We start from the raw sequence: 25,994 nt of genomic DNA, 5'->3' as shown, positions 1-25,994 counted from the left end.
CCCGGGCCGGAAAGGAGCGGGGATGTCGCTGCTGTCGTCCATCACCGGACCCCGCGACCTCGACGCGCTGACCATCGATCAGCTCGAGCAGCTCGCGGACGAGATCCGCGGCTTCCTCGTCGAGAACGTCGCACGCACAGGCGGTCACCTGGGCCCCAACCTCGGGGTCGTCGAGCTGACGGTGGCCCTGCACCGCGTGTTCGATTCGCCGAACGACCCGATGATCTTCGACACCGGGCACCAGTCGTACGTGCACAAGCTGCTCACCGGCCGCCAGGACTTCACGAACCTGCGTGCGCGTGACGGCCTGGCCGGCTACCCGCAGCGCTCCGAGAGTCCGCACGACGTCGTCGAGTCGTCGCACGCGTCCAGCTCGCTGAGCTGGGCGGACGGGGTCTCCCGCGCGCTGACGCGCACCGGCCGCAAGGACCGGCACGTCGTCGCCGTCGTCGGCGACGGCGCGCTCACCGGCGGCATGACGTGGGAGGCGCTCAACAACATCTCCGACGACAACGACCGCAACCTGGTGATCGTCGTCAACGACAACGGTCGCTCCTACGCCCCCACCATCGGCGGCATGGCGCGCTACCTGAACCGCGTCCGCACGGCGGAGTCCTACCGCACCCTGCATCGCGGCTCCGACGACCTGTTCCGCAAGCTCGGTCCGGCCGCACGCGCGGTCTACCGCGGTGTCCGCGGTGGCACGCACGGGTTCCTGTCACGGTTCACGAACAACGCCGCGCTGTACTCCAACCTGGACATCAAGTACCTCGGCCCCGTCGACGGTCACGACCTTCCGACGCTCATCGAGACGCTCGAGCTCGCCAAGTCCTACGGCGCTCCCGTCATCGTCCACGCGATCACCGAGAAGGGGCGCGGGTACGCGCCGGCGCTCGAGGACGAGGCCGACCAGTTCCACGCCGTCGGCAAGATCGACCCGATCACGGGCGCCTCCCTCGGCGCGGCCGGCGGCGTCGCCTGGACCGACGTGTTCGCCGACGAGCTCGTCACGGTGGGCGAGCAGCGCGACGACGTCATCGCGATGACTGCGGCGATGCTGCGCCCGACCGGCCTGCTGTCGTTCGCACAGCGCTTCCCCGACCGCGTGTACGACGTCGGCATCGCCGAGCAGCATGCCGTCGCCTCGGCGGCCGGTCTCGCCTTCGGCGGGCTGCACCCGGTGGTCGCCATCTACGCCACGTTCATGAACCGTGCGTTCGACCAGGTGCTGATGGATGTCGCGCTCCACCGCGCCGGCGTCACCTTCGTGCTCGACCGTGCCGGCGTGACGGGCCCCGACGGTCCGAGCCATCACGGCATCTGGGATCTGGCCATGCTGCAGATCGTGCCCCACATCCGCATCGCCGTCCCGCGCGACGGCGTGCGCCTGCGCGAGGAGCTGCAGGAGGCGGTGGCCGTCGACGATGCGCCCACGGTCATCCGCTTCCCGAAGGGCGCGGTCAGCGCCGAGCTGCCCGCCGTCGAGCGCCTCGAGGATGGGGTCGACGTGCTGGTGCGCTCCGACGCGCAGGACGTGCTGCTGATCGGCATCGGCCCGATGGCCCACACCGCCGTCGACGTCGCCGAGCGCCTGCGCGCACAGGGGATCGGCGCCACCGTGGTGGACCCCCGGTGGGTCATCCCGGTGCAGCCGTCGATCGTCGAGCTCGCGGCATCCCACCGCCTCGTCATCACCATCGAGGACGGCATCCGGGTCGGCGGCATCGGCACGCGCGTGCGGCAGGTGCTGCGCGAGGCGGGCGTCGACACCGCCGTCGACGAGCTCGGGGTGCCCGACGCGTTCATCGATCACGCGAGCCGTGAGCAGATTCTGGAGGATGCCGGCCTGACGCCCGCGAAGATCGCACACGATGTGGTCGCGCAGGTGCTGGGCACCCGGATTCCGGTGGCGCGCGGTGCCCAGACCACCGAAATCCCGGTGATGACCTCCCTGTCACGCGACCAGCGCGGCTAGACCGACGAGAAGCGGGTCGCGAGGACGGATGCCGCGGCATCCCATTCGGGTGAATTCGCGTCATTCGGACGCGGCGTGATGGCCTGCGACAGCAGGTAGCCATCGGTGAGGGCGTCGCCCGTGACGATGACCCGCAGCAGTTCGATGCCGCAGTCCGTGCGCACGAGGTCCGCGCACGCCGCCACCACACGCGGCGACAGCAGGTCGTTCGGCGGCAGCACCGCGCCGTCCAGTTCGTGCACGAGATCGCGCAACGCGGCACCCACGATGTTGCCCGCCCGCTCCTTGACGTTGACGACGTCGAGCTCCAGGACCCGCAGGTCGTGGCCGGTGACGATCGGCCGCCAGTCGAACGACGCGTGAACGAGGTGCTGATGCCCGCTCGCCGCGGTGAGGCTGCGCGCGGGGAGGTCGGTCGAGCGCGCGCGAACATCGACCAGGCGGTACCAGTACAGGATCGGGAACGCGCCGTGGGTTCCCGGGCGCAGCACCACGACCTCGCCGCGCCCGTCGTCGGCGCCCCTCACCCTGCGGATGATCGGCTTCCCGTTGCGCGTGCGGATCGCGGTGGAACCCTCGTCGACCGTCACCAGGAAGAGCTTCATGAGGGCGGGAACCACCACGAGCAGGGTCAACGCGGCCCCGCTGGTCTTGACCAGCACTCCGAGCGCGCTGCCGCTGAACATCCCAGAGATCACATCCAGCATCCGGACACCTCCCGTTCGAACCATCCGATAGGGACAGAATGCCCTGCGCACTGCGCCGCGATGCGCCGTGGTGGCCTCGGGGCGCCGAGTGTTCACGGTTCGGACGCACCACGTTCCGGGAAGCGCGCCCCGCCGTTCCGCCCGGGCGCGCGACGATCGGCCCCCGCCCTCGCCGGGAAGCGGCACGGGCGCACCCTCCGCGGAGGATGCGCCCGTGCGAGCGGGTCGGGCGGCGTCAGCCGCCGATGCCCTTGATCACCGGGTGGTGGAACGTGTCGCCGAAGGCACGCTCGGAAGCGCCCTCGCGGTCGAGGTAGGGGGACGCCCCACCGTCGATGAAGGGCCAGCCGGCGCCGAGGATCAGGCACAGGTCGATGTCCTCGACCTCCGGGACCACGCCCTCGTCGAGCATGAGCTTGATCTCCTGCGCGAGGCCGTCCTGCACGCGGGCGAGGATCGTCGCGGCCGAGGCCGGTGTCGAGCCCACGGCGGGCTTGAGCACCTTCTCGGCGGCCTTGGTCCAGCCCGTGACGCGCCCGCCCTTGTCCTTCTCGACGACCTCCGGCAGCTCGGCCAGAGCGTGGAAGTTCTCGTTCGCGTAGAACCGGTCGGGGAACGCGTGCACCATGGTGTCCTGCACGTGGGCCGCGACCTTCCAGCCGACGAGGTCGATGAGCTGGAACGGCCCCATCGGCAGTCCGAGGGGCGCGAACGCCTTCTCGACCTCGGCGATCGGGGTGCCCTCGTAGACGGCGCGCGCGGCCTCGCCCATGACCTTCGCAAGCAGACGGTTGACGACGAAGCCCGGCGCGTCGGCGGTCAGCACCGCGTTCTTGCCGAGGTTCTTCGCCACCACGAACGCCGTCGAGAGGGCGGCATCCGACGTCTGCGGCGTCTTCACGATCTCGATGAGCGGCATGACCGCCACCGGGTTGAAGAAGTGGAAGCCGACGAGACGCTCCGGGTGCGCGAGCTTGGCGCCGATCTCCTCGACCGACAGCGATGAGGTGTTGGTCGCGAGGATCGCGTCCTCGGCGATGATCTGCTCGATCTCGCCGAAGACCTGCTGCTTGACGCCGACTTCCTCGAACACCGCCTCGATGACGAAGTCGCAGTCCGCGTACAGGCTCTTGTCCGTCGTGCCGGTGACCAGGGCCCGCAGCCGGTTGGCCGCGTCGCCGTCGAGGCGTCCCTTGGCCTCGAGCTTGCCGATCTCGTCGTGGATGTATGCCACGCCCTTGTCGACGCGCGCCTGGTCGAGATCGGTGATGAGCACCGGCACCTGCAGCTTGCGCACGAACAGGAGCGCGAACTGGCTCGCCATGAGGCCGGCGCCGATGATGCCGACCTTGGCGACCTTCTTCGCGAGCGCCTTGTCGGGTGCGCCGACAGGGCGCTTCGCACGCTTCTGCACCAGATCGAAGGCGTACATGGATGCCGCGAACTGGTCGCCGGTGACGAGCTCGGCCAGTGCCTCGTCCTCACGGGCGAAGCCTTCGGCCTTCGTGCCGCTCTTCGCCTTGTCGAGGAGGTCCAGCGCCGCGTACGGCGACTTGGGCACGGTGCCGATCTTGGACTCGAGCATGCCGCGCGCCATCTTGACGGCGATCGGCCACTTGGTGAGCCGCTCGATCTTGCCCGGCTCGTGCTTGCGCTCCACCTTGGTCTTGCCGGTCAGCACACCGTCGGCCCACGCCAGCGAGTCCTCGAGGTAGTTCGCCACAGGGAAGATCGCGTCGACGATGCCGTAGTCGAACGCCTGCTGCGGCTTGAGCATGCGGTTCTGCTTGAGCGGGTTCGAGATGACCACCTCGAGCGCGTTCTCGATGCCGATGAGGTTCGGCAGCAGGTACGCCCCGCCCCAGCCGGGAATGATGCCCAGGAACACCTCGGGCAGCGCGATCGCGGCGGCGGAGGCATCCACCGTCCGGTACGTGGAGTTCAGCGCGATCTCGAGGCCACCGCCGAGTGCGAGCCCGTTCACGAAGGCGAAGGTCGGCACGCCGAGCTCGGACAGCTTGCCGAACACCTTGTGGCCGAGCTGCGCGACCAGGCGCGCGTTGTCCTTCGAGCCCACCTTCGGGATGTCGGACAGGTCGGCCCCGGCGGCGAGGATGTACTGCTTGCCGGTGATGCCGACCGCCTGGATCTCGCCGGCGGACGCGCGCGCCTTGAGGGCGTCGAGCGTCTCGCCGAGCTGGAACATCGTGGCCGGACCCAGCGTGTTGGGCCGGGTGTGGTCGCGCCCGTTGTCGAGCGTGACAAGGGCGAGCACCTTGCCGGAGGCGAGACGGATGTCGCGCACCCGCGAGTGCGTGATCACCTCGCCCTCGGTGACAGCGAGGATGGGGGAGAAGTCGATGTCGTCGTAGTTCGTCATGCCGCGCTTACTTCCGCTTCTTTCCGTCGTAGTGCGGGTTCTCCCAGATGACCGAGCCGCCCTGACCGAGGCCCACGCACATCGCCGTGAGGCCGTAGCGGACGTCCGGGCGCTCGGCGAAGTGCGCCGCGAGCTGGATCATGAGACGCGTACCCGAGGCCGCGAGCGGGTGGCCGAAGGCGATCGCACCGCCCCAGGGGTTCACGCGGGGGTCGTCGTCGGCGATGCCGAAGTGGTCGAGCAGCGAGATGACCTGGATCGCGAAGGCCTCGTTCAGCTCGAAGAGACCGATGTCGTCGATCGTCAGACCGGCCTTCTTGAGCGCCTTCTCGGTCGACGGGATCGGGCCGATGCCCATGATCTCGGGCTGCACGCCCGCGAACGCGAACGACACCAGCTTCATCTTGGGTGCGAGACCGAACTCCTTCACCGCGCGCCCACCGGCCAGCAGCGACATCGTCGCCCCGTCGGTGAGCGGCGACGACGTGCCCGCCGTCACGCGCCCGTGCGGGCGGAAGGGCGTCTTGAGCGCCGCAAGGTCTTCCATCGTCGTCTGGGGACGGCGACCTTCGTCCTCGGTGGCGAGACCCCACGAGCCCTCGGCGTCCTTGATGGCGACGGGGACCAGGTCGGGCTGGATCTTGCCGGCGTCGTACGCGGCCTGCACCTTGTGCTGGCTGAGCATGCCGTAGCGGTCCGAGCGCTCCTTGGTCAGGTGCGGGAACCGGTCGAAGATGCGCTCGGCGGTGACGCCCATGTTGAGCGCGCCAGGGTCGACCATTTTCTCCGCGACGAACCGCGGGTTGGGGTCGGCGTTGCCGCCGATCGGGTGGTGGCCCATGTGCTCGACACCGCCGGCGAGGGCGAAGTCGTACATCCCCACGCCGATCGAGCCGGCCATGGTCGTGACGCTCGTCATCGCACCCGCGCACATGCGGTCGATCGCGAAGCCCGGGACGGTCTGGGGGAGTCCCGCCAGGATCGCGACGCTGCGGCCGAGGGTGAGCCCCTGGTCGCCGGTCTGCGACGTCGCGGCGATCGCGACGTCGTCGATGCGGTCCTTCGGAACGCCCGGGTTGCGCTCCATGAGTCCGATCGTCGCCTTGACGGCGAGGTCGTCCGCTCGGGTGTTCCAGTACATGCCCTTCTCGCCGGCGCGCCCGAAGGGGGTGCGCATTCCATCGACGAAGAAGACGTCCGAGATCTCGGCCACTCTGCCTCCAAAAATAGGGATGCCGTCAGCCTAGGAGGGGCCGTGGGGCGGCCGGAATCGGGTGGCGGAAACCTACGAAGCGGGTTCCGACGCCTCCGACACGGCTTGCACGGAATCGACAAAGGCATCGGCGATAACCTGTGCAGTCTGCGCAATCTGCCAGGGACGTGCTCCGAGCGCTGCCAGCGCCTCGCCGACGGATGCTGCGGTCAGCGGCTGCGGGGGAGACCAGGCGATCCTGCGCAGCAGCTCGGGCGTCAGCAGGTTCTCGGTCGGCATGTGGAGTTCCTCGGCGCGGTGCTCCACGACCGGGCGTGCGGCCTTCAGGCGTGCGTCGGCCTCCGGGTTGCGATCGACCCAGGCGCGAGGAGGAGGCAGCGTGTCGCCGCCGGTGGACCGTTCGAGCGGGAGCTCGGTGACCGCGCGGCCGGCCTCGATCGCCGCCCACCACCGATCGAGCTGCGACCGGCTCGCTCGTCCGGTGAACTCCTTCAGCGCGCCGAGGGCGCTCTTGGACGCGGGATTCGCGATCACGGCGGCGACGAGCGCGCGGTCGGGGACCAGCCGGCCGGGTGCGACATCCTCTTCCCGTGCGAACTCCTCCCGCGCGATCCACAGCTCACGGGCCACCGCCAGCGCCTTGCGTCCACGCACCGTGTGCAGGCCCGACAGGCGGCGCCAGGGCTCTTCACGGGGCGGCTTGGGCTCGCGGTCGAGCACCGCACGGAACTCCTCGTCGGCGAAACCGGTCTTGCCCTGCTCGACGAGCTCCTGAACCAGCTTGTCGCGCACGTCGACGAGGTGCTCGACGTCGAGCGCCGCGTACTCCAGCCAAGACTGCGGCAGCGGCCTGGTCGACCAGTCCGACGCCGAGTGCGCCTTGGCGAGGGTGATCCCCAGCGTGTCCTCGACCACGGCGCCGAGGCCGACGCGCTCGTGTCCCAGGAGGCGCGCCGCGAGCTCGGTGTCGAAGATGCTCGCCGGCTCGAGGCCGATCTCGCGCAGCGAAGGCAGGTCCTGGCTGGCGGCGTGGAGCACCCACTCCTCCCCGCCGATCGCCTCTTGGAGTGCGCGGAAGTCACCGATCGGCGGCGGATCGAAGAGGAACACGCCCGCGCCGCGGCGGTACACCTGCACGAGGTACGCCCGCTGCGAGTAGCGGAAGCCGGACGCGCGCTCGACATCGACGGCGACCGGGCCTACGCCGTCGCCCAGCCGGCGCGCAGCCTCTTCGGCGCGCGCGAGCTGATCGATCACCTCGTAATCAGCCACGTGGCGACCTGTGCGAACCGAGCATCGCGATCCCTTCCGAGCCGGGCGGGAGACCGGCCAGCATGCAAACCAACTCCGCCCATGCTTCCACGTGCGGGGCGATCGCGCCTTCCGGGGACCACGAGGCGCGCAGTTCGATCTGCGCCCCCTCTCCCTCCGCCGCCAGCGCACCGAACCCTTTCGAAAGGGTCTTCGTGGCGGTGCCGGATGCCGAGTGGAAGCCTGCGTGGCGCGATTCCAGAGCGTCGGTGAGCCAGGTCCAGGCCACGTCGGCGAGCAGGGGATCGGTGCCGATCTCGGCCTCGAGGGGCGCTTGCGCGAAGCAGACGATGCGCCAGGGGCCGTTCCAGGGGGCTGGTTCGTCGGCATCGTGCAGCAGCACGAGGCGACCGGTGCCGTACGGCGAGTCGGTGTCGTCGGGAGAGGAGCGCACGTCCCCTGCGATCGCGAGTGCGTCCGGCGCGAGGCCCTGCGGCGCGGCGATCTCACGCACCGTGAGATCTGCCCGGAAGCGGATGTCGCGCACCGCCTGCGCGGCCTGCTCGAAGGTGCTCGATGCCGCGGGGGGACGCTGCTCAGCCACGCGGACAGACTAGAGTGGTGCCTCGATGGTCGCCTCCAGGCGCGCCGCAGTGCGCACCGCATCCCCTGCTCTCGTCGCCGGCGTGAAGGCCGCGCTCACCGTGTTGAGCGTCGCCCTGGCCGGCGCGCTCGGCGCCCTTGCCGCCGGCTCCGTGCTGATGGCCCGCAAGGTCGTCACTCCCGCACGCCGTCAGGCCGACACGCGGATCCTCGCGCTCGACACCGCTGCGCAGACGATCACGCTGTCGCGCACGCTAGACACCGAGCTCCCCGGTCGGTACGGGCTGTTCACCACGGGAACCGCGGACTACATCAAGCTGGGCTCGGTGCTCTCGGAGGACGCCGCCAGCGTCAAGCGCAAGCTCCTCACGCATGTCCCGGCGGACGCGCGGCTCGAGCCCGAGGCGGCGTTCAGCGGGTGGTACTACGACCATCCCGAGCAGCTGCACCTTCCGTTCACCCCCGAGCTGATCGGCTCCACGGTCGGCCCCTGCCCGGCATGGCTGTTCCCCGCGGGCGACGGCGACACCTGGGTGATCCAAGTGCACGGGCGTGGCACGACGCGCGCCGAGTGCCTCCGCGCGGTTCCCGTCTTCCACGAGCGGGGCATCACCAGCCTGGTCGTCTCGTACCGCAACGACGCGGAGGCGCCCCGCAGTCGCAGCGGCACCTATGCACTCGGCGCCACCGAGTGGCGCGACGTCGACGCCGCGGTCGGCTTCGCCCGCCGCCGCGGTGCCCGCCGGATCATCCTCATGGGCTGGTCCATGGGCGGCGCCATCGCGCTGCAGGTCTCGCTCAACTCCCCGCACGGCGATGCGATCGCGGGGCTGATCCTCGAGTCGCCGGTCGTGGATTGGCGGAGCGTCCTGAACTACCAGGCACGGGCGGAGCGCGTGCCCGGCGCCGTCAGCAGGCTCGCGATGGAGGCGCTGCAGAACGAGTGGGCGTCGCCGCTCACGCGGGCAGGCGCCGCGATCCGCCTCGACCAGCTCGATGTCGTCGCACGGGCGCCGGAGCTGCGGCATCCGATCCTCATCCTGCACAGCGACGACGACGGCTTCGTGCCGTCCGACGCCTCACACGGCCTGGTCGCGGCACGCCCCGACCTCGTCGAGATGCAGGTCTTCGAGGTGGCTCGGCACACCAAGCTCTGGAACTACGACCAGGAGCGCTGGAGCAGCAGCATCGGCGCCTGGCTGACCGCGCAGGGACTCGTCGCCGACTGAGCGGTTCGCCGCGTGTCAGGCGGGTGACGCCGCGCGCACCTGGCGCTGCGCCCGCAGCAGCATGCCCGTCATGCCCGAGATCCGCAGCGGAGACACCACGCGGGTGAGCCCGAGCGTCTGCGGGTAGTCGCCCGGCACCGAGAGCACCTCCGCGGCAGACAGGCCGGTGAGCCCCTGCGCCAGGATGCTGGCGAAGCCGCGGGTCGTCGGCGCCTCGGGCGGGGCGGTCGCGTGCATCGCGACGATGCCGTCCGGATCGACGTCGACGACGATGAAGACGGGGGACTGGCACTCGACCACGCGCTCATAACGTTCCGGATGGTCCTCGTACTCCGCCGGGACCGGCGGCAGCTCGTACGAATACTCCAGGAGCAGCTGCAGGCGGTCGGGCTCGGGCAGCTCGAGGAACTCGTCGCGGATCTCGGCGAGACGGTCGGGCAGGACGGCTTCGGTCATCACTCCCATCCTCCCACGCGGCGGGTGCACACGGCTCAGCGGGCGGGAGCCGCCCCCGGCTCAGCACCCGTCACGATCGGCACGCGCACGGCGCTGCCCCACTCGGTCCAGGATCCGTCGTAGTTGCGCACGTCGTCGAAGCCGAGGAGGTGCCGGAGGACGAACCAGGTGTGACTGGAACGCTCCCCGATGCGGCAGTACGCGACGATCGCGTCGCCGTCCTGAAGACCTGCTTCGTCGCGGTAGATCGCGTCCAGTTCGGCCCGCGACTTGAATCCGCCGTCGGCCGCGACCGCGCGCGCCCAGGGCACGCTCTGCGCCGACGGGATGTGGCCGCCCCGCAGCGCGCCTTCTTCGGGGTACGCCGGTGCGGTGGTGCGGGAGCCGTCGTACTCCTCCGGGGAGCGCACATCGATGAGCGGTCCGCTGCCGAGGTGCGCGAGCACGTCGTCCTTGTAGGCGCGCAGGGCGGTGTCGTCCCGCTCCACGACCGGGTAGTCGGTCGGCTCGGGCGTCGACCGGTCGGTCGTCACCGGCCGGCCCTCGGCGATCCACTTGTCGCGGCCGCCGTCGAGGAGGCGGACGTCCTCGTGGCCGAAGAGCGAGAACACCCACAATGCGTAGGCCGCCCACCAGTTGTTCTTGTCGCCGTAGATCACGACGGTGTCGTCGCGCGAGATGCCCTTGCGGCTGAGCAGGGCCGCGAAGCCCTTGCCGTCGACGTAGTCGCGCACCACGGGATCGTTGAGCTCGGTGTGCCAGTCGATCTTGACCGCGCCCGGGATGTGGCCGGTCTCGTAGAGCAGCACGTCCTCGTCGGATTCGACCACCGCAAGGCCCGGCTCTCCCAGGTGCGCCTGCAGCCACTCGCCGGTCACGAGCCTGTCCGGATGGGCGTACTCGGCGAACTTCTCGGACGACGTGTCGGTCTCGACGGGCATGGCATCTCCTGGATTCGGGTGCGGTTCGGTCGGGCGGCTGTCATCCGGCGTCGAGCGAGGCGGGCGCACGCGGGCGACGGTTAGGGTTGAACCGTCGCCTCCGACCATAGATTCCCGGACGGGCGTGCACAGCCCCTCTGTAAGACTCCGACACAGGATCCGCATGACCGCCTCCGTCACACGCACCGGCGTCGTCCATCTCGCGGAGCGCGCCCCGCAGCTCGCCGGCGCAGAGATGGTCGCCGCGCTGGTCCCGCCCCCGCAGTTCGCCGACGCGACCTTCGACACCTATCGGGCCGACCCCTCTTACCCGTCGCAGCAGCAGGCGAAGGATCTGCTGCAGGCGTTCTCGGGTGCCTCCGCCCCGGTCAAGGGCGGGCTGTTCCGCCGCGCCAAGCGACCCGAGCTCAAGCCGGGCATCTATCTCGACGGCGGTTTCGGCGTCGGCAAGACGCATCTGCTCGCCGCCGTCTACCACGCGATGCCCGCCCGCCGGAAATACTTCGGATCGTTCATCGAGTACACGGCGCTGGTGGGCGCCCTCGGCTACCAGAACACGGTCGAGCTGTTTCGCGGATCCGACCTGCTGTGCATCGACGAGTTCGAACTCGACGATCCCGGCGACACGATGGTGATGACGCGGCTGCTGGCCGAGCTGGTGTCGTCGGGCACGCGCCTGGCCGCGACATCCAACACGCCCCCGAACGCCCTCGGCGAGGGGCGGTTCGCCGCACAGGACTTCCTCCGCGAGATCCACGCGATGGCCGCGAGCTTCGAGACCATCCGCATCGACGGCACCGACTACCGTCACCGTGCGGTGGACGGCCACGCGGCCGTGCTCGATCCGCCGCAGTACGAGGCGGCGATCGCGGATGCCGCCGCCGCGGGCCTCGCCTCGGACGACGACTTCGACGGGCTCGTCGCGCATCTCGCGCGCGTGCACCCGTCGCGGTACATCCGCCTCATCGAGGGTCTCTCGCTCGTGGGCCTGCGCGACGTGACCCCCTTCACCGACCAGTCCGCCGCCCTGCGCTTCGTGGCCTTCATCGATCGCGTGTACGACGCGGAGCTGCCGATCCGGGCGACGGGCACGTCGCTCGATCTGGTCTTCCCTGAGGAGATGCTCGCCGGGGGCTACCGCAAGAAATACCTGCGCGCCATCTCACGGCTCGTCGCGTCGACACTCGCGTGAACAGGATGCCTGGGCCTGATTCGCGGCCGGCATCCGGCTGAGCGAAACACGATGTTTACCTGCGCGCCCATCGTGTAACGCGGGAGAAACACGGGTCGACCGGCTCCGGTAACGGACCGTCGTCACACTGAGGGAACCCGACGCTACACCTGCGTCACACGCAGAGAGGTTCTCCACCGAGATGGATCAAGGCAACACCGCATTCATGCTCATCGCGGCCGCGCTCGTCTTGTTGATGACGCCCGGTCTCGCATTCTTCTACGGCGGCCTGGTCAAGGCCAAGAGCGTCATCAGCATGATGATGCTGAGCTTCGGCGCACTGGGGCTCATCGGCGTGCTCTGGGTCGTCTACGGCTACGCCATCGCCTTCCCGAGCGCCGAGGGGCTGGTCGCACCCTGGGCGATCGACTGGTCGGCGATCGGCCTGACGAGCCTGCTCGAGGTTCCTGAGGGCGCCTCCTACCCGCCGCTGGCCTTCGTCGCCTTCCAGGCCACGTTCGCCATCCTGACGGTCGCCCTCGTGTCGGGCGCGATCGCCGACCGCGCCAAGTTCGGCTCGTGGATGATCTTCGCCGCCATCTGGGCGACGATCGTCTACTTCCCGGTCGCCAGCTGGGTGTTCAACTTCGGCCTCGCCGAGGACGGCAGCTTCGCCTACGGCGGCTGGATCACGTACGGCATGCAGGAGTGGTTCGGCGTCGGCGCGATCGACTTCGCCGGTGGCACCGCCGTCCACATCAACGCCGGTGCGGCCGCCCTCGCGCTCGCGCTGGTGCTCGGCAAGCGCCTCGGCTTCCAGAAGGGCGTGCACGTCCCCCACAACCCGCCGTTCGTGCTCCTCGGCGCCGGCCTGCTGTGGTTCGGCTGGTTCGGCTTCAACGCCGGTTCGGAGCTCGCAGCCGACGGCACCGCCGCGCTCGCGTTCGTCAACACGATCGCCGCTCCGGCCGCCGCGCTGCTCGCCTGGCTCGTGGTGGAGAAGATCAAGGACGGCAAGCCCACGTCGGTGGGCGCCGCCTCGGGTGCGGTCGCGGGTCTCGTCGCGATCACCCCGGCGTGTGCCGCGCTGACCCCGATCTGGGCCATCGTGCTCGGCCTCGTCGCGGGTGCCCTCTGCGCGCTGGCGATCGAGCTCAAGTACAAGTGGGGCTTCGACGACTCGCTCGACGTGGTGGGCATCCACCTCGTCGGCGGCCTGATCGGCACGCTGTACCTCGGCTTCTTCGCGAACAACACCGGCCTGATCTACAGCGGTCAGTTCACGCAGCTGCTGGTCCAGGCGATCGCCGCCGTGTCGGTGCTGGTCTACTCGTTCGTGCTGGCCTACGCCATCGGCTTCGTGATCGAGAAGACGGTCGGCTTCCGCGTCAAGAACGAGGACGAGGTCGCCGGTATCGACACCGTCGTCCACGGCGAGGAGGGCTACGTGCTCGAAGGCGCACGCGTCTGACACGCACGGCACTGCCCGAAGGGGCGTCGCGGTTCCCCCCACCGCGGCGCCCCTTCGCCGTGCCCCGGCATCCTTCGGAGCACCGCGGAGCGGGCACACCGCGCTCCTAGGATGGCGACTGTGACACAGCGAAACGGGCTGTTCGGCATCCTGACCAGCATCCTGAGGCCCCGCCGGCGGCCGGCTCCACCCACGCCGCCAACGCCTTCAGCGCCGGTCGAGAGTCGGGGCGGTCCCGCTGCGACCGTCGAGGTGCCGCCGCCCGCAGCGGGGGCGCTGCGGATCACCTACGCGCCCCACCGGGACGGCGACCCCGACGCCGGTGAGATCGTCTGGACCTGGGTGCCGTACACCGAGAACGACGGCCGCGGCAAGGACCGTCCGGTGCTGGTGATCGCGCGGCAGAGCGAAGAGCGGGTATACGCCGTTCGGCTGACGAGCAGGGCGCACGACGGCGACCGGGACTTCCTGGCGATCGGCACGGGGGAGTGGGACGCGCAGGGCCGCCCGTCGTGGGTCGACATCGACCAGCTCTACAGCGTGCATCGCGACGGCATGCGCCGGGAGGCATCCGCTCTCGACCTGGACCGTTTCGTGCGCGTCGCCGACGCCCTGCACCGCCGGTACGGCTGGAGCGCCGGCGGCTGACGGCATGAAAAACGGCCCGGTCAATGTGGTTGACCGGGCCGTGATGGTGGGCGATACCAGACTCGAACTGATGACCTCTTCCGTGTGAAGGAAGCGCGCTACCAACTGCGCCAATCGCCCGTTCCCCGAGGGGGACGACTACCGATCTTACCGGATGCCGAACCCCCCTTCAGACCACTCCCAGATGACACGCGCGGGGTGCGTCTGGTTTTGCAGGACGGCCAGGATCGGTTAGAGTCTTTCAAGTGCCCGGGTGAACAACCCGGGAACGAAATGCGGATGTAGCGCAGTTGGTAGCGCACAACCTTGCCAAGGTTGGGGTCGCGAGTTCGAGTCTCGTCATCCGCTCGAGTGCAGGGATCTCCTCCAGGGATCACGGCACGTGGGGTCAAACCACACGCGGTGGCGTGGCCGAGCGGCTAGGCACCGGCCTGCAAAGCCGTTTACACGGGTTCGAATCCCGTCGCCACCTCGCCGACAACTGAAGAGCCTTTTTAGGCGCGATTGGCGCAGCGGTAGCGCGCTTCCCTGACACGGAAGAGGTCACTGGTTCGATCCCAGTATCGCGCACCACCTGAAACCCCCGGTTCCCCCGGGGGTTTTTCATTGCGTCAGCGCACGTGCTCAGAGGGGTATACGTCGCGGATCCGCTCACGGAAGAAGTTGCCGGCGCTCTCGGCGGCACGCAGGGCGCGATGTACCGACGGCGGCACCGCGAAGTAGCGATAGACCTCGCCCGAGGTGAACTCGAGCTGAAGCACCGCTGTCGCGGCGTCGTAGCCGGCCGACGCGATCGCCGTGGAATCGAGAGAGTGTCGCCGCACCCGCTCAGGGTAAGTCGGAGCCGCAGGCGCGGTCGAAGACCACGCCGATTCCCTCGCGTCCGGCGACATCGGGCGGCGACCGCCCACTGGGTACACTCGAGGGGTGGAACTCGTCTGGTCGACCGCGACAGCGGCAGTGAAGACCGACACGCGAACGCTCGGCGCCTGAGCGGGCGGGGCGCGTCGTGCGTCCGAAGCTGAGTAGCCTTGATCCGAGCCATTCCCAGGAGAGTTTCCGTGACTGACGCTGTGTCCCTTCCGACCGACGGCTTCGCCCTGTTCCCCGACCGCTCCGTGGTCGCGCTGCGTGTGAACGGCGAATTGAAAGACCTCGCGACGGTGGTGACCGACACGGATGCCGTCGAGCCGGTCGCCATCGACAGCCCCGACGGTCTCGCCATCCTTCGCCATTCCGCCGCGCACGTGCTCGCTCAGGCGGTGCAGCGCATCAACCCGCAGGCGAACCTCGGCATCGGCCCGCCGATCACCGACGGCTTCTACTACGACTTCGGCGTGGAGCATCCGTTCACTCCGGAGGATGTGAAGGCCATCGACAAGGAGATGCAGCGCATCGTCCGCGAGGGCCAGCGCTTCGTCCGCCGAGTGGTCACCGATGAAGAGGCGCGCGCGGAACTGGCCTCCGAGCCGTTCAAGCTCGAGCTCATCGGTCTCAAGGGCGGCGGGGCCGAGAAGACCGAGGGCGCCTCTGTCGAGGTCGGCGCCGGCGAGCTGACGATCTACGACAACGTCGACCGCGACGGTCAGACGGTCTGGAAGGACCTCTGCCGCGGCCCGCACCTGCCGAACACCCGCATGATCGGCAACGGCTGGGCACTGCAGCGCATCGCCGGAGCGTACTGGCGCGGCAGCGAGAAGAACCCGCAGCTGCAGCGCATCTACGGGACCGCCTGGCCCTCGAAGGACGAGCTGCGCGCGTACCAGACGCGTCTCGAAGAGGCCGCGAAGCGGGATCACCGCAAGCTCGGCAAGGATCTCGACCTGTTCTCGTTCCCCGATGAGATCGGCTCGGGCCTGTCGGTGTGGCATCCCCGCGGCGGCGTCGTGCGCGGCGAGATGGAGCAGCACGCGCGTCGGCGTCACATCGCCGGCGGCTACACCTACGTGTACACGCCGCACATCTCCAAAGAGGACCTGTTCCTCACCTCGAACCACCTCGTCACGTACAAGGAGGGGATGTTCCCGCCCATCGTGATGGACGAGGAGCGCGACGAGCACGGCGAGATCACCAAGCACGGCCAGGACTACTACCTGAAGCCGATGAACTGCCCGATGCACATCCTGATCTATAAGGAGCGGGCCCGCAGCTACCGCGATCTGCCGATGCGGCTCGCAGAGAACGGCACCGTGTACCGCAACGAGCTGTCGGGGGCGCTGCACGGTCTCACCCGTGTGCGCGGGTTCACCCAGGACGACTCGCATCTCTTCGTCACGCCCGAGCAGCTGGAGAGCGAGACCACCCGCGTCCTCGAGTTCGTGATCTCGATGCTGCGCGACTTCGGCCTGGACGACTTCGAGCTCGAACTGTCGATGCGCGACGACGAGAAGGACAAGTGGATCGGCTCGGACGAGTTCTGGGACTACTCGACGAACGCGCTGCGCAACGTCGCGATGGCGAGCGGTCTGAAGCTCACCGAGGTGCCGGGGGAAGCCGCTTTCTACGGGCCGAAGATCGACCTCAAGACCCGTGACGCGATCGGCCGCGTGTGGCAGCTGTCGACGGTGCAGGTCGATCCGAACCTGCCCGAGCGCTTCGAGCTGGAGTACACCGATCGCGACGGCCAGAAGAAGCGGCCGATCATGATCCACCGGGCGCTATTCGGCTCGATCGAGCGGTTCTTCGCCATCCTGCTCGAGCACTACGCGGGCGCGTTCCCGGTCTGGCTGTCGCCGGTGCAGGTGGTCGGCATCCCGGTCGCGGAGGACTTCGCAGACTATCTGGGCGATGTGATCGACCAGCTCAAGGCCGAGGGCGTGCGCGCCGAGCTGGACCACAGCGACGACCGCATGCAGAAGAAGATCCGCACGCACACCACGCAGAAGGTGCCGCTGCAGCTGATCGCCGGCGCCCAGGACCAGTCCGCGGGCACCGTGTCGTTCCGCTTCCGCGACGGCACGCAGGAGAACGGCGTGCCGATCGCCGACGCCGTCCGCCGGGTGCACGAGGCCATCGCCGCCCACACGCTGGTGAACACCGCGGAGGACTTCGCGTGAGCGACGGGTCGACGGGCGCGGTCTCCGGCGAGGACGCCGCGCTCGTCGACGCCGCCACCCTGGCGGGGGTGCCGGATGAGTTCCAGCGGCTCTGGACTCCGCACCGGATGGCCTACATCCAGGCAGGGCCGGAGGTGCTGCGCAAGGAGTGCCCGTTCTGCGAGGCACCGCGCAAGTCCGACGAGGACGGCCTGATCGTCTTCCGCGGGCGTACCGCCTACGCGCTGCTGAACCTCTTCCCGTACAACTCCGGACACCTGCTGGTCTGCCCGTACCGCCACATCGCGACGTACGACCAGGCGACCGACGAAGAGGTGGCCGAGATCGGCGACCTCACCCAGCAGGGCATGCGCGTTCTGCGTCAAGTCTCGCGGTGCGACGGCTTCAACATCGGCATGAATCAGGGTCACGTGGCGGGTGCCGGCGTCGACGAGCACCTGCACCAGCACATCGTGCCGCGGTGGGCGGCCGACGCGAACTTCTTCCCGATCATCGCCAAGACGAAGGCCCTGCCGCAGCTCCTCGGCGACGTGCGCCGCGCCGTGGCCGACGCCTGGCACGGCTGACCCGCGGGAGTGTGGATGCCGCCGTCAGCGGCTTCATCCCCGCGCGTCGCTTCGCGCGCCACGTATGCCGACGTCAGCGGACGTGCGTGACCTCGAACTGCAGTCGCGGATGGGCGTAGGCCTCCTGCGACTCGATCAGCTGGAGTTCGCGCTCACCCGAGGCGTGCGTGCGCTCGAGCAGGTCGTAGACGCTCGACGTCGTGCGCGCGAGCGCGTCGGCGGCGTCGCCGCTGCGGCGGTAGTGCGCGGTGAACAGGGCGGCGGTGACGTCGCCGGAGCCGTTGGCCTTCATCGGGATGTGCGGCGTCTGCACGATCCAGGCGCCGTCGTCGGTGACGGCGAGCATCTCGATCGTGCCCTCGGGGCGGTCCGGACGCTCGACGCTCGTCACCAGCACGGTGCTCGGGCCCATCGCCCGGGCGAGGTCGGCCGAGGCGAGGGTGGACTCCAGGTCGGCGGGCTCGGTTCCGGTCAGGAAGCCCAGCTCGAACTGGTTCGGCGTGATGATGTCCGCCGCCGGCACGACGCGCTCGCGCAGCAGCACCGGGATCGCCGGCGCCACGAAGCAGCCGGACTTCGCGTTGCCCATCACCGGGTCGCAGGCGTAGACGGCGGCCGGGTTGGCCTCCTTGACGCGAGCGACGGTGTCGAGGATGACGTCCGCGATGCCCTCACCGCCCTGATAGCCCGAGAGCACGACGTCGATCTGCGGGAGCGCGCCGCGCTCCTCGATGCCGAGGATGACCTCGCGCACCTCGTCTGGTCCGATCATCGGACCGCGCCAGGCGCCGTATCCGGTGTGATTCGAGAAGTTCACCGTGTACACGGGCATGACCTCGACGCCGATGCGCTGGAGCGGGAAGACGGCGGCGGAATTGCCGACGTGACCGTAGGCGACCGCGGACTGGATCGAGAGGATCTTCACCGCTCGATCATGCCACTTCTCGAGCGGCGAGCCGTCCGCCGGCGGCGCGCACCGCGGCGGCCGCGTCGGCGGCCAGCCGCGCCGCGTCGGCGTCGTCGAGGTCATGCACCGTCAGACGCAGACGGTGCGACGGCGCATCGCCGGCGAGCACGAACTCGTCGCCCGGCCGGGCGAGCCAGCCGCGTCGCATCAGCTGCTCCGCGACATCCCGGGCAGGCACGGGAAGGGGGATCCACAGATTCAGCCCATCGCCGGCGGCCGCGGGCACGCCTGCCGCCGTGAGCCTCTCCACGAACGCGGCGTTGCGCGCCGCGTAGTGCGCACCGGCGCGCCCGATCGCGGCCATGGTGGCGGCATCCGTCACCAATGCGAGCGTGAGCCGCTGCAGCAGGTGGCTGACCCAGGTGGTCCCGGGGGTGAGACGCATCGCGAGCCGCTCGGCCGTTTCGGGATCGGATGCCGTGACGGCCAGGCACATGTCGGGTCCGAGGAATTTCGACACGGACCTCACCAGCGCCCAGCGCCGATGACCCGGAGCGATGACGGAGTGGAACGGCTGCTGCGACAGCAGCGAGAAGTGGTCGTCCTCGATCACCAGCACATAGGGGTGGTCCCGCAGCACCCGGCGCAGCTCTTCCGCCCGCCGAGCCGACAGGCTGGCGCCGGTCGGATTCTGCGCCCGCGGCGTGAGGACCACGGCACGGACGCCCTGATCCAGTGCCGCGCGCAGTCCTTCCGGCGTCATGCCCTCGTCGTCCACGGGGACCGGGACGGGACGATAGCCGCCGATGCGTACGGTGTGGATGCTGGTGAGGAAGCAGGGGTCCTCGAGGGCGACGGCATCGTCGCGGGTGAGGGCCTGGGCGAGCAGCCGGTCGACGGCATCGGCGGCGCCGCTGGTGATGGTGAGACGCATGTCGACCGTCGGAGGCAGGCCGTCGCCCATCCATTCCCGCGCCCAGCGCTCAAGCTCGGGATCGATGACGGGCTCTCCGTAGAGGACGGGGCGGCCGGCCATGCCCGCGAGCGCCCACGACGGATCGGGGATGAGCTCGGGGTCGGGGTTGCCGGTGCCGACGTCGCGCAGCACGTTGCCGGCGGCGAAGCCCTCCTGGGCGACGGGGGAGAGGTCGGCGACGCGCGTGCCGCCCCGGCCGCGCGTGACGATCACCCCCGCCTGCGCGAGCTGACGGTAGGCGGCGACGACGGTGTTGCGGTTCACCCCCAGCTCGTCCGCGAGCGACCGCACCGAGGGCAGGGGTACGCCGGGGAGCAGGTCCCCCCGCTCGATGCGAGCGCGCACGCTCTCGGCGATCTCGGCCGCGGATCGCCCGCTGATGTCGAGGGTCATATGCCGCCCCTGCTGCTCGTCGCCAGGCCCGCCGAGCGGCGGGTACGCCTCATGCTATCTTTTGGCCTAGGCCAATACCCGCATTGTCCTCACCCGTTGCGCTTCGGCGCCTCCGACCGAAGGGAAAGCTCGTGACCACCGACACGGGAACCGACCGCGTCAAGCGCGGCCTCGCCGAGATGCTGAAGGGCGGCGTCATCATGGACGTCGTCACCGTCGACCAGGCCAAGATCGCCGAAGACGCCGGCGCCGTCGCCGTCATGGCCCTCGAGCGCGTGCCGGCCGACATCCGTGCACAGGGCGGCGTCTCGCGCATGAGCGACCCCGACATGATCGACGGGATCATCGAGGCGGTGTCGATCCCGGTCATGGCCAAGGCCCGCATCGGGCACTTCGTCGAGGCGCAGGTGCTCCAGGAGCTCGGCGTCGACTACATCGACGAGTCCGAGGTGCTCTCGCCGGCCGACTACGTCAACCACATCGACAAGTGGAACTTCACCGTGCCGTTCGTCTGCGGAGCGACCAATCTGGGTGAGGCGCTGCGGCGCATCAACGAGGGCGCCGCGATGATCCGCTCGAAGGGCGAGGCGGGCACCGGCGACGTGTCCGAGGCCACCAAGCACATCCGCAAGATCACCAGCGAGATCAACATGCTGCGCTCGATGACGAAGGACGAGCTGTATGTCGCCGCCAAGGAGCTGCAGGCGCCGTACGACCTGGTCGCCGAGATCGCGGAGACCGGCAAGCTCCCCGTCGTGCTGTTCGTCGCGGGCGGCGTCGCCACCCCGGCCGATGCCGCGATGATGATGCAGATGGGCGCCGACGGCGTCTTCGTCGGCTCGGGCATCTTCAAGTCGGGCAACCCCGCTCAGCGCGCGGCCGCGATCGTCAAGGCGACCACCTTCTACGACGACGCCAAGGTGATCGCCGAGGTCTCCCGCGGACTCGGCGAGGCGATGGTGGGCATCAACGTGTCCGACCTTCCCGCGCCGCACCGTCTCGCCGAGCGCGGCTGGTGACGTCGCCGGCGCCACGGGTCGGCGTCCTCGCGCTGCAGGGGGATGTCCGTGAGCACGTGCGCGTGCTCACGGACCTCGGCGCCGATGTGACGACGGTGCGCCGGCCCGCGGAGCTGGCGGCCGTCGACGGACTCGTGCTTCCCGGCGGGGAGTCGAGCGTCATCGACAAGCTCTCGCGGTCGTTCGGCATGCGGGAGCCCGTCCGCGACGCGATCGCCGCGGGCATGCCGGTCTACGGCACCTGCGCCGGCCTCATCCTGCTCGCCGACCGCATCACCGACGGCATCCAGGGCCAGCAGACCTTCGGCGGGCTGGACGTCACCGTCCGGCGCAACGCCTTCGGCAGCCAGGTCGACTCGTTCGAGGTCGACCTCGATGTCGCCGCCCTGGGCGAGCCGCCGGTCCACGCCGTGTTCATCCGCGCCCCGCTCGTGGAGGAGGCGGGCGACGGCGTCGAACGCCTCGCGACGCTCGACGACGGTCGGGTCGTCGCGGTGCGCCAAGGGTCGCTCCTCGGCACGTCGTTCCACCCGGAGGTGACCGGCGAGCAGCGCTTCCACGCACTGTTCCTCGACATGGTGCGCGAGCGGGCCCGCTGAGCACGCGCGGGCGACACGGCGGGGTAGATTCTGACTCATGACGATCAACGACTGGTGGCGCGAGCACCCGGAGGAGCGCTACTGGATGATCGCCCCCTCGCGCGGCATCGTCGGCGATGCGCTGACGGCGCCGAAGGCCGCCGAGGAGCGGCGGTTCGAGTGGTCGCACGAGCTGGTCGGCTTCACCGAGCCGGGTGACACCCTCTTCGTCTGGGACCGCACCCTCCCGGTGCCGGGCATCGCCGCATGGGGGCGGGTGCTCGGCCCGCTCGGCGAGGAGACGCGGGCGCGTCGCGGCGACGACCTGCCGCATTGGCGGATGCCGATCAGCGACACGCTGCGGCTCGCCTCGCCGATCACCCTGCCGAGTCTGCGACGCGTCGGTGGCGAGATCGTGAGTGTGCGCGATCGCGTGGAGCAGTTGACGGAGGGCCCCGTGTACTTCCCCTTCATCGGCTCGGCCGAGACACTCGCACCGGCGCCCGCCTACCTCACCAAGGTGCCGCGGGACCTTGTCGCACTGCTGTCGTCGCGGTTCGGCTTCGAGTTCGCCCTCTGAGCACCTTCTGCATACGGGAGCGGATGCCGGTTCCCGGTGCTCCGCGAGCGGGGATCGCGAACCCGCTGCGGCGCAGGAATAGAATTGTCCGTCGGCGGTGACCGTGCCGAATGACGCGGGCCGATGCGACCCGCCGACGAGCGTGAATACAGGAGGACCATGTCCGGGCATTCCAAGTGGGCGACGACCAAGCACAAGAAGGCGGTCATCGACTCCCGCCGCGCGAAGTCGTGGGCCAAGCTCATCAAGAACATCGAGGTGGCTGCCAAGCTCGGCGGGCCTGACCTGCAGGGCAACCCGACGCTGTTCGACGCGGTGCTGAAGGCGAAGAAGACGTCGGTCCCGAAGGACAACATCGACCGCGCCATCAAGCGGGGCGCGGGCATCGGCGGCGAGTCCGTCGAGTACGCGTCGATCATGTACGAGGGCTACGGCCCCAACGGCGTCGCGCTGATGATCGAGTGTCTGACCGACAACAAGAACCGCGCCGCGGCCGAGGTGCGCACCGCGCTCACCCGCAATGGCGGAACGCTGGCCGACCCCGGCAGCGTGGCATACAACTTCACCCGCAAGGGCGTCATCGTCGTGGGCGGCGAGACCACGACCGAGGACGACATCATGCTGGCGGTGCTGGAGGCCGGCGCCGAAGACGTCGAGCCGCACGCCCAGGGCTTCGAGGTCATCACCGAGGCGACCGACCTCGTGTCCGTCCGCTCGGCGCTGCAGGACGCCGGCATCGACTACGAGTCGGCCGACGTCGAGTTCGTCCCGAACCTCAAGGTCGAGGTCGACGCGGACACCGCGCGCAAGGTCTTCCGCCTCATCGACGCCCTCGAAGACAGCGACGACGTCCAGAACGTCTACAGCAACTTCGACCTCACCGCCGAGGTGCAGGCCGAGCTCGAGAACGACGAGGACTGACTCGCGCGGAGCTCCCACCCGCCCGAGTCGCCTCACTGACATGGCCCGGGCCTCCTCCAGGCGCGCCTGGGCGAGGCATCCGTCGTCCTCGCCTAACGTGGGGGAGTGACATCCGGAACCTCCCGCGGTCGCCTGCGCGTGCTCGGCATCGACCCGGGCCTGACGCGCTGCGGCGTGGGGGTCGTGGACGTCGCGCCGGATCGCTCGGCGGTGCTCGTGCACGTCGGAGTCGTCCGGTCGGATCCCGGCGCCCCGATCGAGGAGCGGCTGGCGCTGATCGCGACCGGACTGCGCGCTGTTCTCGACGCCCACTCTCCTGACGTCGTCGCCGTGGAGCGCGTGTTCGCCCAGCACAACCGCGCGACGGTGATGGGCACCGCGCAGGCGAGCGGCATCGCCCTGCTCGTGGCGGGGGAGCGCGGCATCGCCGCGGCCACGCACACGCCGTCCGAGGTGAAGGCGGCGATCACCGGCTACGGGAACGCCGACAAGCGGCAGGTGCAGACCATGGTCGCGCGCGTGCTGCGGCTGGACGAACTCCCCAAGCCCGCAGACGCCGCGGACGCGCTGGCCCTCGCTCTCTGCCACGCGTGGCGTGGGGCGCCGGCGGCGGCGGGGGCGGCATCCGGTCCGCTCACTCCGGCCCAGCGGGCGTGGGCCGACGCGGAGCGTCTCTCACGCCGCTGAGTCCGTGACGCGCGATCCCCGGCGCCGGGCGCGTGTCGCTCGAACAAACGTCCGAACCGCATCGTAGGCTCGAGCCATGATCTCCTCAGTCCGCGGCACCGCCGTGCACGTCGATGCGGATGCGGTCGTCGTCGAGGTCGGGGGAGTCGGCCTCCACGTGGCGGTGACGCCCCAGGTGGCGCGCAGCACCCATCTCGGCGACGCCGTCACGCTCCACACGTCGCTCATCGTCCGCGAGGACGCCCTGTCGTTGTTCGGCTTCGAGTCGCGCGAAGAGCTGGCCGTGTTCGGGCAGCTGCTGGGAGTGACCGGCGTGGGTCCGAAGTCCGCGCTCGGCGTGCTCGCGACACTCACCGTGCCGCAGATCGCCGACGCGGTGGCGGCCGACGACGACGCCCCGTTCCGCCGCGTCTCGGGCATCGGTCCGAAGACCGCCAAGCTCATCGTGCTGCAGCTTGCGGGCAAGATCGCCGTGACCCGGCCCGCGGCGACCGGCGGGACGGATGCCGCGACCGCAGCTGCGATCCCGGCACAGGTCGTGCAGGCGCTGGTCGGGCTCGGCTGGTCCGAGCGGGTCGCGATCGATGCCGTGGACACCGTGTCCGCCGATGCGCCGGACGCCGATCGCGCATCGGTGCCGGCGCTGCTGCGCCGCACCCTCTCCGCCCTCGGCCCCGCACGGAAGGAGCCGGTGAGTGGTTGACGTGCGCGAGGCCGAAGAGCCCGTCGACGAGACGGAGCTCGCGATCGAGGGCGCGCTGCGCCCTTCCTCGCTGGCGGAGTTCGTCGGCCAGCAGAAGGTGCGCGGCCAGATGCAGCTGCTGCTCGATGCCGCGCGCATCCAGCAGCGGCCCGCCGACCACATCCTGCTGTCCGGTCCTCCCGGACTGGGCAAGACGACGCTCGCGATGATCGTGGCGTACGAGAGCGGTCGCCCCCTGCGCCTCTCGAGCGGTCCGGCGATCCAGCACGCCGGCGACCTGGCCGCGCTGCTGTCCAGCCTCACGCCCGGCGAGGTGCTCTTCATCGACGAGGTGCACCGCATGGCGCGCGCCGCGGAGGAGATGCTCTACCTCGCGATGGAGGACTTCCGCATCGACATCATGGTCGGCAAGGGGGCAGGAGCGACGAGCATCCCGCTCGACCTCGCGCCGTTCACTCTCGTCGGCGCGACGACGCGGTCGGGGCTCCTGCCCAATCCGCTGCGCGACCGCTTCGGCTTCACAGCCCACCTCGAGTACTACGAGCCCGAAGAGCTCGAGCGTGTCATCGAACGCTCCGCCGCCATGCTCGGAGTCACCCTGCCGCCCGCCGCCCGCGCCGAGATCGCGCGGCGCTCGCGCGGCACGCCCCGCATCGCGAACCGCCTGCTGCGGCGCGTGCGCGACTACCTCGTGGTGCACGGCCGCACGGGGGCCGACATCGCCGCCGTCGACGCCGCGCTCGACCTCTACGACGTCGACAGGATCGGACTCGATCGCCTTGACCGCGCGGTGCTCGACGCGCTGGTGCGCCGCTTCCGCGGCGGACCGGTGGGACTCGGGACGCTCTCTGTCGCCGTCGGCGAAGAGGCCGACACGATCGAGTCCGTCGTCGAGCCGTACCTCGTGCGCATCGGCTTCATGGGACGTACGCCGCGGGGGCGCATCGCCATGCCCGAGGCCTACGCGCACCTGGGCGTGCCGGCGGCCGACTCGGTGCTCGGATTCGATGACCTATAATCGCTGGAGGCTCACGCCCACCCCCGCCTGCAAGGCAACGCCGCCCACGGCGACTGCCTCCTCCGAAAGGTGCTTCCAGCTCCCATGGACTTCGCTACGTTCCTGAGCAACTACGGCCTCATCATCCTGTTGGTCGTGCTCCTCGTCTTCATGTTCTGGAGCTCGCGCCGCCGCATGCAGAAGCAGAAGGCCGAGCAGGAGGAGAAGGCCCGCCAGACGGTGCCCGGCTCCGAGGTGCTGCTGCAGGGCGGTCTCTACGGCACGATCGTCTCGTACGACGCCGAGAACCTCGACCAGCCCGCGATCGTCGAGCTCGCCCCCGGCGTCCAGATCAAGGTCCACAGCCAGGCCATCCTCCGCGTCGTGACCCCCGAGGCCGGCGCGGTCACCGAGGACGAGTACCTCGCCGCCGAGGAGAGCCACGCCGAGTACGCCGAAGGCGTCGCGAACGGCGACATCAGCTCGATCAGCGACGACCAGCACGCCACGGGCAAGGACAAGACCGAGCCCGACGCCGAGCCCGGCACGAAGTCGCAGGGCTGAAG

At 69.9% G+C, this 25,994-nt stretch carries 25 protein-coding genes and 4 tRNA genes; 18 read left to right on the top strand and 11 right to left on the bottom strand.

Features of this window, described 5'->3' with window-relative positions; genetic code table 11:
- Positions 1–22: 22 nt before the first annotated feature.
- On the top strand, positions 23–1,975 hold the full coding sequence (gene dxs / locus ABG085_RS09375; RefSeq protein WP_347979100.1) for a 1-deoxy-D-xylulose-5-phosphate synthase: 1,953 nt from the start codon (positions 23–25) through the stop codon (positions 1,973–1,975).
- Here the strand turns inward: dxs and ABG085_RS09370 are convergent.
- From ABG085_RS09370 to ABG085_RS09350, 5 genes are all read right to left on the bottom strand, one after another.
- Positions 1,972–2,682, bottom strand: a complete 711-nt coding sequence (locus tag ABG085_RS09370; protein WP_347979099.1) for a hypothetical protein — start codon at positions 2,680–2,682, stop codon at positions 1,972–1,974. The genes dxs and ABG085_RS09370 overlap by 4 nt on opposite strands.
- Positions 2,683–2,917: 235 nt before the next feature.
- Entirely contained in the window at positions 2,918–5,062 is a 2,145-nt protein-coding gene (locus ABG085_RS09365) for a 3-hydroxyacyl-CoA dehydrogenase NAD-binding domain-containing protein (protein WP_347979098.1), read from the bottom strand.
- 7 nt (positions 5,063–5,069) lie between these two features.
- Positions 5,070–6,275 carry a thiolase family protein gene (locus ABG085_RS09360; RefSeq protein ID WP_347979097.1) on the bottom strand — a complete coding sequence of 402 codons (1,206 nt, stop codon included), beginning with the start codon at positions 6,273–6,275 and terminating at the stop codon, positions 5,070–5,072.
- 72 nt (positions 6,276–6,347) lie between these two features.
- Positions 6,348–7,547 carry a ribonuclease D gene (locus ABG085_RS09355; RefSeq protein ID WP_347979096.1) on the bottom strand — a complete coding sequence of 400 codons (1,200 nt, stop codon included), beginning with the start codon at positions 7,545–7,547 and terminating at the stop codon, positions 6,348–6,350.
- On the bottom strand, positions 7,540–8,130 hold the full coding sequence (locus ABG085_RS09350) for a DUF3000 domain-containing protein (RefSeq protein ID WP_347979095.1): 591 nt from the start codon (positions 8,128–8,130) through the stop codon (positions 7,540–7,542). Before ABG085_RS09350 ends, ABG085_RS09355 begins: the two co-directional genes overlap by 8 nt.
- Positions 8,131–8,155: 25 nt before the next feature.
- On the opposite strand from ABG085_RS09350, the gene ABG085_RS09345 reads away from it, so the two are divergent.
- On the top strand, positions 8,156–9,358 hold the full coding sequence (locus tag ABG085_RS09345; RefSeq protein ID WP_347979094.1) for an alpha/beta fold hydrolase: 1,203 nt from the start codon (positions 8,156–8,158) through the stop codon (positions 9,356–9,358).
- 15 nt (positions 9,359–9,373) lie between these two features.
- Here the strand turns inward: ABG085_RS09345 and ABG085_RS09340 are convergent, their stop codons facing one another.
- The gene (locus ABG085_RS09340; RefSeq protein ID WP_347979093.1) at positions 9,374–9,814 is read right to left on the bottom strand and encodes a SufE family protein; all 441 of its coding nucleotides are present in this window, start codon (positions 9,812–9,814) and stop codon (positions 9,374–9,376) included.
- Between the two features lie 35 nt (positions 9,815–9,849).
- On the bottom strand, positions 9,850–10,755 hold the full coding sequence (locus tag ABG085_RS09335) for a sulfurtransferase (protein WP_347979092.1): 906 nt from the start codon (positions 10,753–10,755) through the stop codon (positions 9,850–9,852).
- Positions 10,756–10,918: 163 nt separating this feature from the next.
- Here ABG085_RS09335 and zapE point away from each other — a divergent pair, with 163 nt between their 5' ends.
- The 3 genes from zapE (at position 10,919) to ABG085_RS09320 (ending at position 14,045) form a co-directional block, all read left to right on the top strand.
- Positions 10,919–11,947 carry a cell division protein ZapE gene (gene zapE / locus ABG085_RS09330; RefSeq protein WP_347979091.1) on the top strand — a complete coding sequence of 343 codons (1,029 nt, stop codon included), beginning with the start codon at positions 10,919–10,921 and terminating at the stop codon, positions 11,945–11,947.
- Between the two features lie 181 nt (positions 11,948–12,128).
- Positions 12,129–13,397, top strand: coding sequence for an ammonium transporter (locus tag ABG085_RS09325; protein ID WP_347979090.1), 1,269 nt, complete (start codon positions 12,129–12,131; stop codon positions 13,395–13,397).
- Between the two features lie 120 nt (positions 13,398–13,517).
- Positions 13,518–14,045: a type II toxin-antitoxin system PemK/MazF family toxin gene (locus ABG085_RS09320; RefSeq protein ID WP_347979089.1), complete on the top strand. Its 528-nt coding sequence runs from the start codon at positions 13,518–13,520 to the stop codon at positions 14,043–14,045.
- A gap of 44 nt (positions 14,046–14,089) precedes the next feature.
- Here the strand turns inward: ABG085_RS09320 and ABG085_RS09315 are convergent.
- Positions 14,090–14,165, bottom strand: a tRNA-Val gene (locus ABG085_RS09315).
- A 155-nt stretch (positions 14,166–14,320) separates the two neighbouring features.
- Between ABG085_RS09315 and ABG085_RS09310 the strand changes: the two genes are divergently transcribed.
- The 3 genes from ABG085_RS09310 to ABG085_RS09300 all read left to right on the top strand — a co-directional run bounded on the left by ABG085_RS09310 (position 14,321) and on the right by ABG085_RS09300 (position 14,618).
- Positions 14,321–14,393: transfer RNA gene (locus ABG085_RS09310), tRNA-Gly, on the top strand.
- 53 nt (positions 14,394–14,446) lie between these two features.
- A tRNA-Cys gene (locus tag ABG085_RS09305) sits at positions 14,447–14,517 on the top strand.
- Positions 14,518–14,543: 26 nt separating this feature from the next.
- Positions 14,544–14,618: transfer RNA gene (locus ABG085_RS09300), tRNA-Val, on the top strand.
- A gap of 38 nt (positions 14,619–14,656) precedes the next feature.
- Here ABG085_RS09300 and ABG085_RS09295 read toward each other — a convergent pair.
- Positions 14,657–14,869 (bottom strand): KTSC domain-containing protein, encoded by a 213-nt coding sequence (locus ABG085_RS09295; RefSeq protein WP_347979088.1) that lies wholly within the window; start codon positions 14,867–14,869, stop codon positions 14,657–14,659.
- Positions 14,870–15,106: 237 nt separating this feature from the next.
- Here ABG085_RS09295 and thrS point away from each other — a divergent pair, with 237 nt between their 5' ends.
- Complete coding sequence (gene thrS / locus ABG085_RS09290; RefSeq protein WP_347979087.1) at positions 15,107–17,101, top strand: threonine--tRNA ligase; 1,995 nt, start codon at positions 15,107–15,109, stop codon at positions 17,099–17,101.
- Positions 17,098–17,667, top strand: coding sequence for an HIT domain-containing protein (locus ABG085_RS09285; protein WP_347979086.1), 570 nt, complete (start codon positions 17,098–17,100; stop codon positions 17,665–17,667). Before thrS ends, ABG085_RS09285 begins: the two co-directional genes overlap by 4 nt.
- A gap of 73 nt (positions 17,668–17,740) precedes the next feature.
- Here ABG085_RS09285 and pdxY read toward each other — a convergent pair whose 3' ends face one another.
- Positions 17,741–18,592 (bottom strand): pyridoxal kinase PdxY, encoded by an 852-nt coding sequence (gene pdxY / locus ABG085_RS09280; protein ID WP_347979085.1) that lies wholly within the window; start codon positions 18,590–18,592, stop codon positions 17,741–17,743.
- A gap of 7 nt (positions 18,593–18,599) precedes the next feature.
- Positions 18,600–19,943, bottom strand: a complete 1,344-nt coding sequence (locus ABG085_RS09275; protein WP_347979084.1) for an aminotransferase class I/II-fold pyridoxal phosphate-dependent enzyme — start codon at positions 19,941–19,943, stop codon at positions 18,600–18,602.
- A gap of 131 nt (positions 19,944–20,074) precedes the next feature.
- Between ABG085_RS09275 and pdxS the strand changes: the two genes are divergently transcribed.
- The 8 genes from pdxS (at position 20,075) to ABG085_RS09235 (ending at position 25,992) form a co-directional block, all read left to right on the top strand.
- Positions 20,075–20,962 carry a pyridoxal 5'-phosphate synthase lyase subunit PdxS gene (pdxS, locus tag ABG085_RS09270; protein WP_347979083.1) on the top strand — a complete coding sequence of 296 codons (888 nt, stop codon included), beginning with the start codon at positions 20,075–20,077 and terminating at the stop codon, positions 20,960–20,962.
- Positions 20,956–21,561, top strand: coding sequence for a pyridoxal 5'-phosphate synthase glutaminase subunit PdxT (gene pdxT / locus ABG085_RS09265; RefSeq protein WP_347979159.1), 606 nt, complete (start codon positions 20,956–20,958; stop codon positions 21,559–21,561). The genes pdxS and pdxT overlap by 7 nt, the downstream gene beginning before the upstream one ends.
- Before the next feature lie 37 nt (positions 21,562–21,598).
- A complete protein-coding gene (locus ABG085_RS09260; RefSeq protein ID WP_347979082.1) occupies positions 21,599–22,120 on the top strand; it encodes a hypothetical protein in 522 nt (173 codons plus the stop codon).
- Positions 22,121–22,279: 159 nt separating this feature from the next.
- Positions 22,280–23,041: a YebC/PmpR family DNA-binding transcriptional regulator gene (locus ABG085_RS09255; RefSeq protein ID WP_347979081.1), complete on the top strand. Its 762-nt coding sequence runs from the start codon at positions 22,280–22,282 to the stop codon at positions 23,039–23,041.
- Positions 23,042–23,146: 105 nt separating this feature from the next.
- Positions 23,147–23,728, top strand: coding sequence for a crossover junction endodeoxyribonuclease RuvC (gene ruvC / locus ABG085_RS09250; protein WP_347979080.1), 582 nt, complete (start codon positions 23,147–23,149; stop codon positions 23,726–23,728).
- A 76-nt stretch (positions 23,729–23,804) separates the two neighbouring features.
- A complete protein-coding gene (ruvA, locus tag ABG085_RS09245; RefSeq protein ID WP_347979079.1) occupies positions 23,805–24,431 on the top strand; it encodes a Holliday junction branch migration protein RuvA in 627 nt (208 codons plus the stop codon).
- Entirely contained in the window at positions 24,424–25,449 is a 1,026-nt protein-coding gene (gene ruvB / locus ABG085_RS09240; protein ID WP_347979078.1) for a Holliday junction branch migration DNA helicase RuvB, read from the top strand. The genes ruvA and ruvB overlap by 8 nt, the downstream gene beginning before the upstream one ends.
- A gap of 84 nt (positions 25,450–25,533) precedes the next feature.
- The gene (locus ABG085_RS09235; protein ID WP_347979077.1) at positions 25,534–25,992 is read left to right on the top strand and encodes a preprotein translocase subunit YajC; all 459 of its coding nucleotides are present in this window, start codon (positions 25,534–25,536) and stop codon (positions 25,990–25,992) included.
- Positions 25,993–25,994: the final 2 nt, after the last annotated feature.

The organism is Microbacterium sp. ProA8, assembly GCF_039905635.1.
Classification (GTDB): domain Bacteria; phylum Actinomycetota; class Actinomycetes; order Actinomycetales; family Microbacteriaceae; genus Microbacterium; species Microbacterium chionoecetis.
The sequence above is the reverse complement of the archived record's forward strand: the minus strand, read 5'-3'. Positions and strand labels throughout refer to the sequence as shown.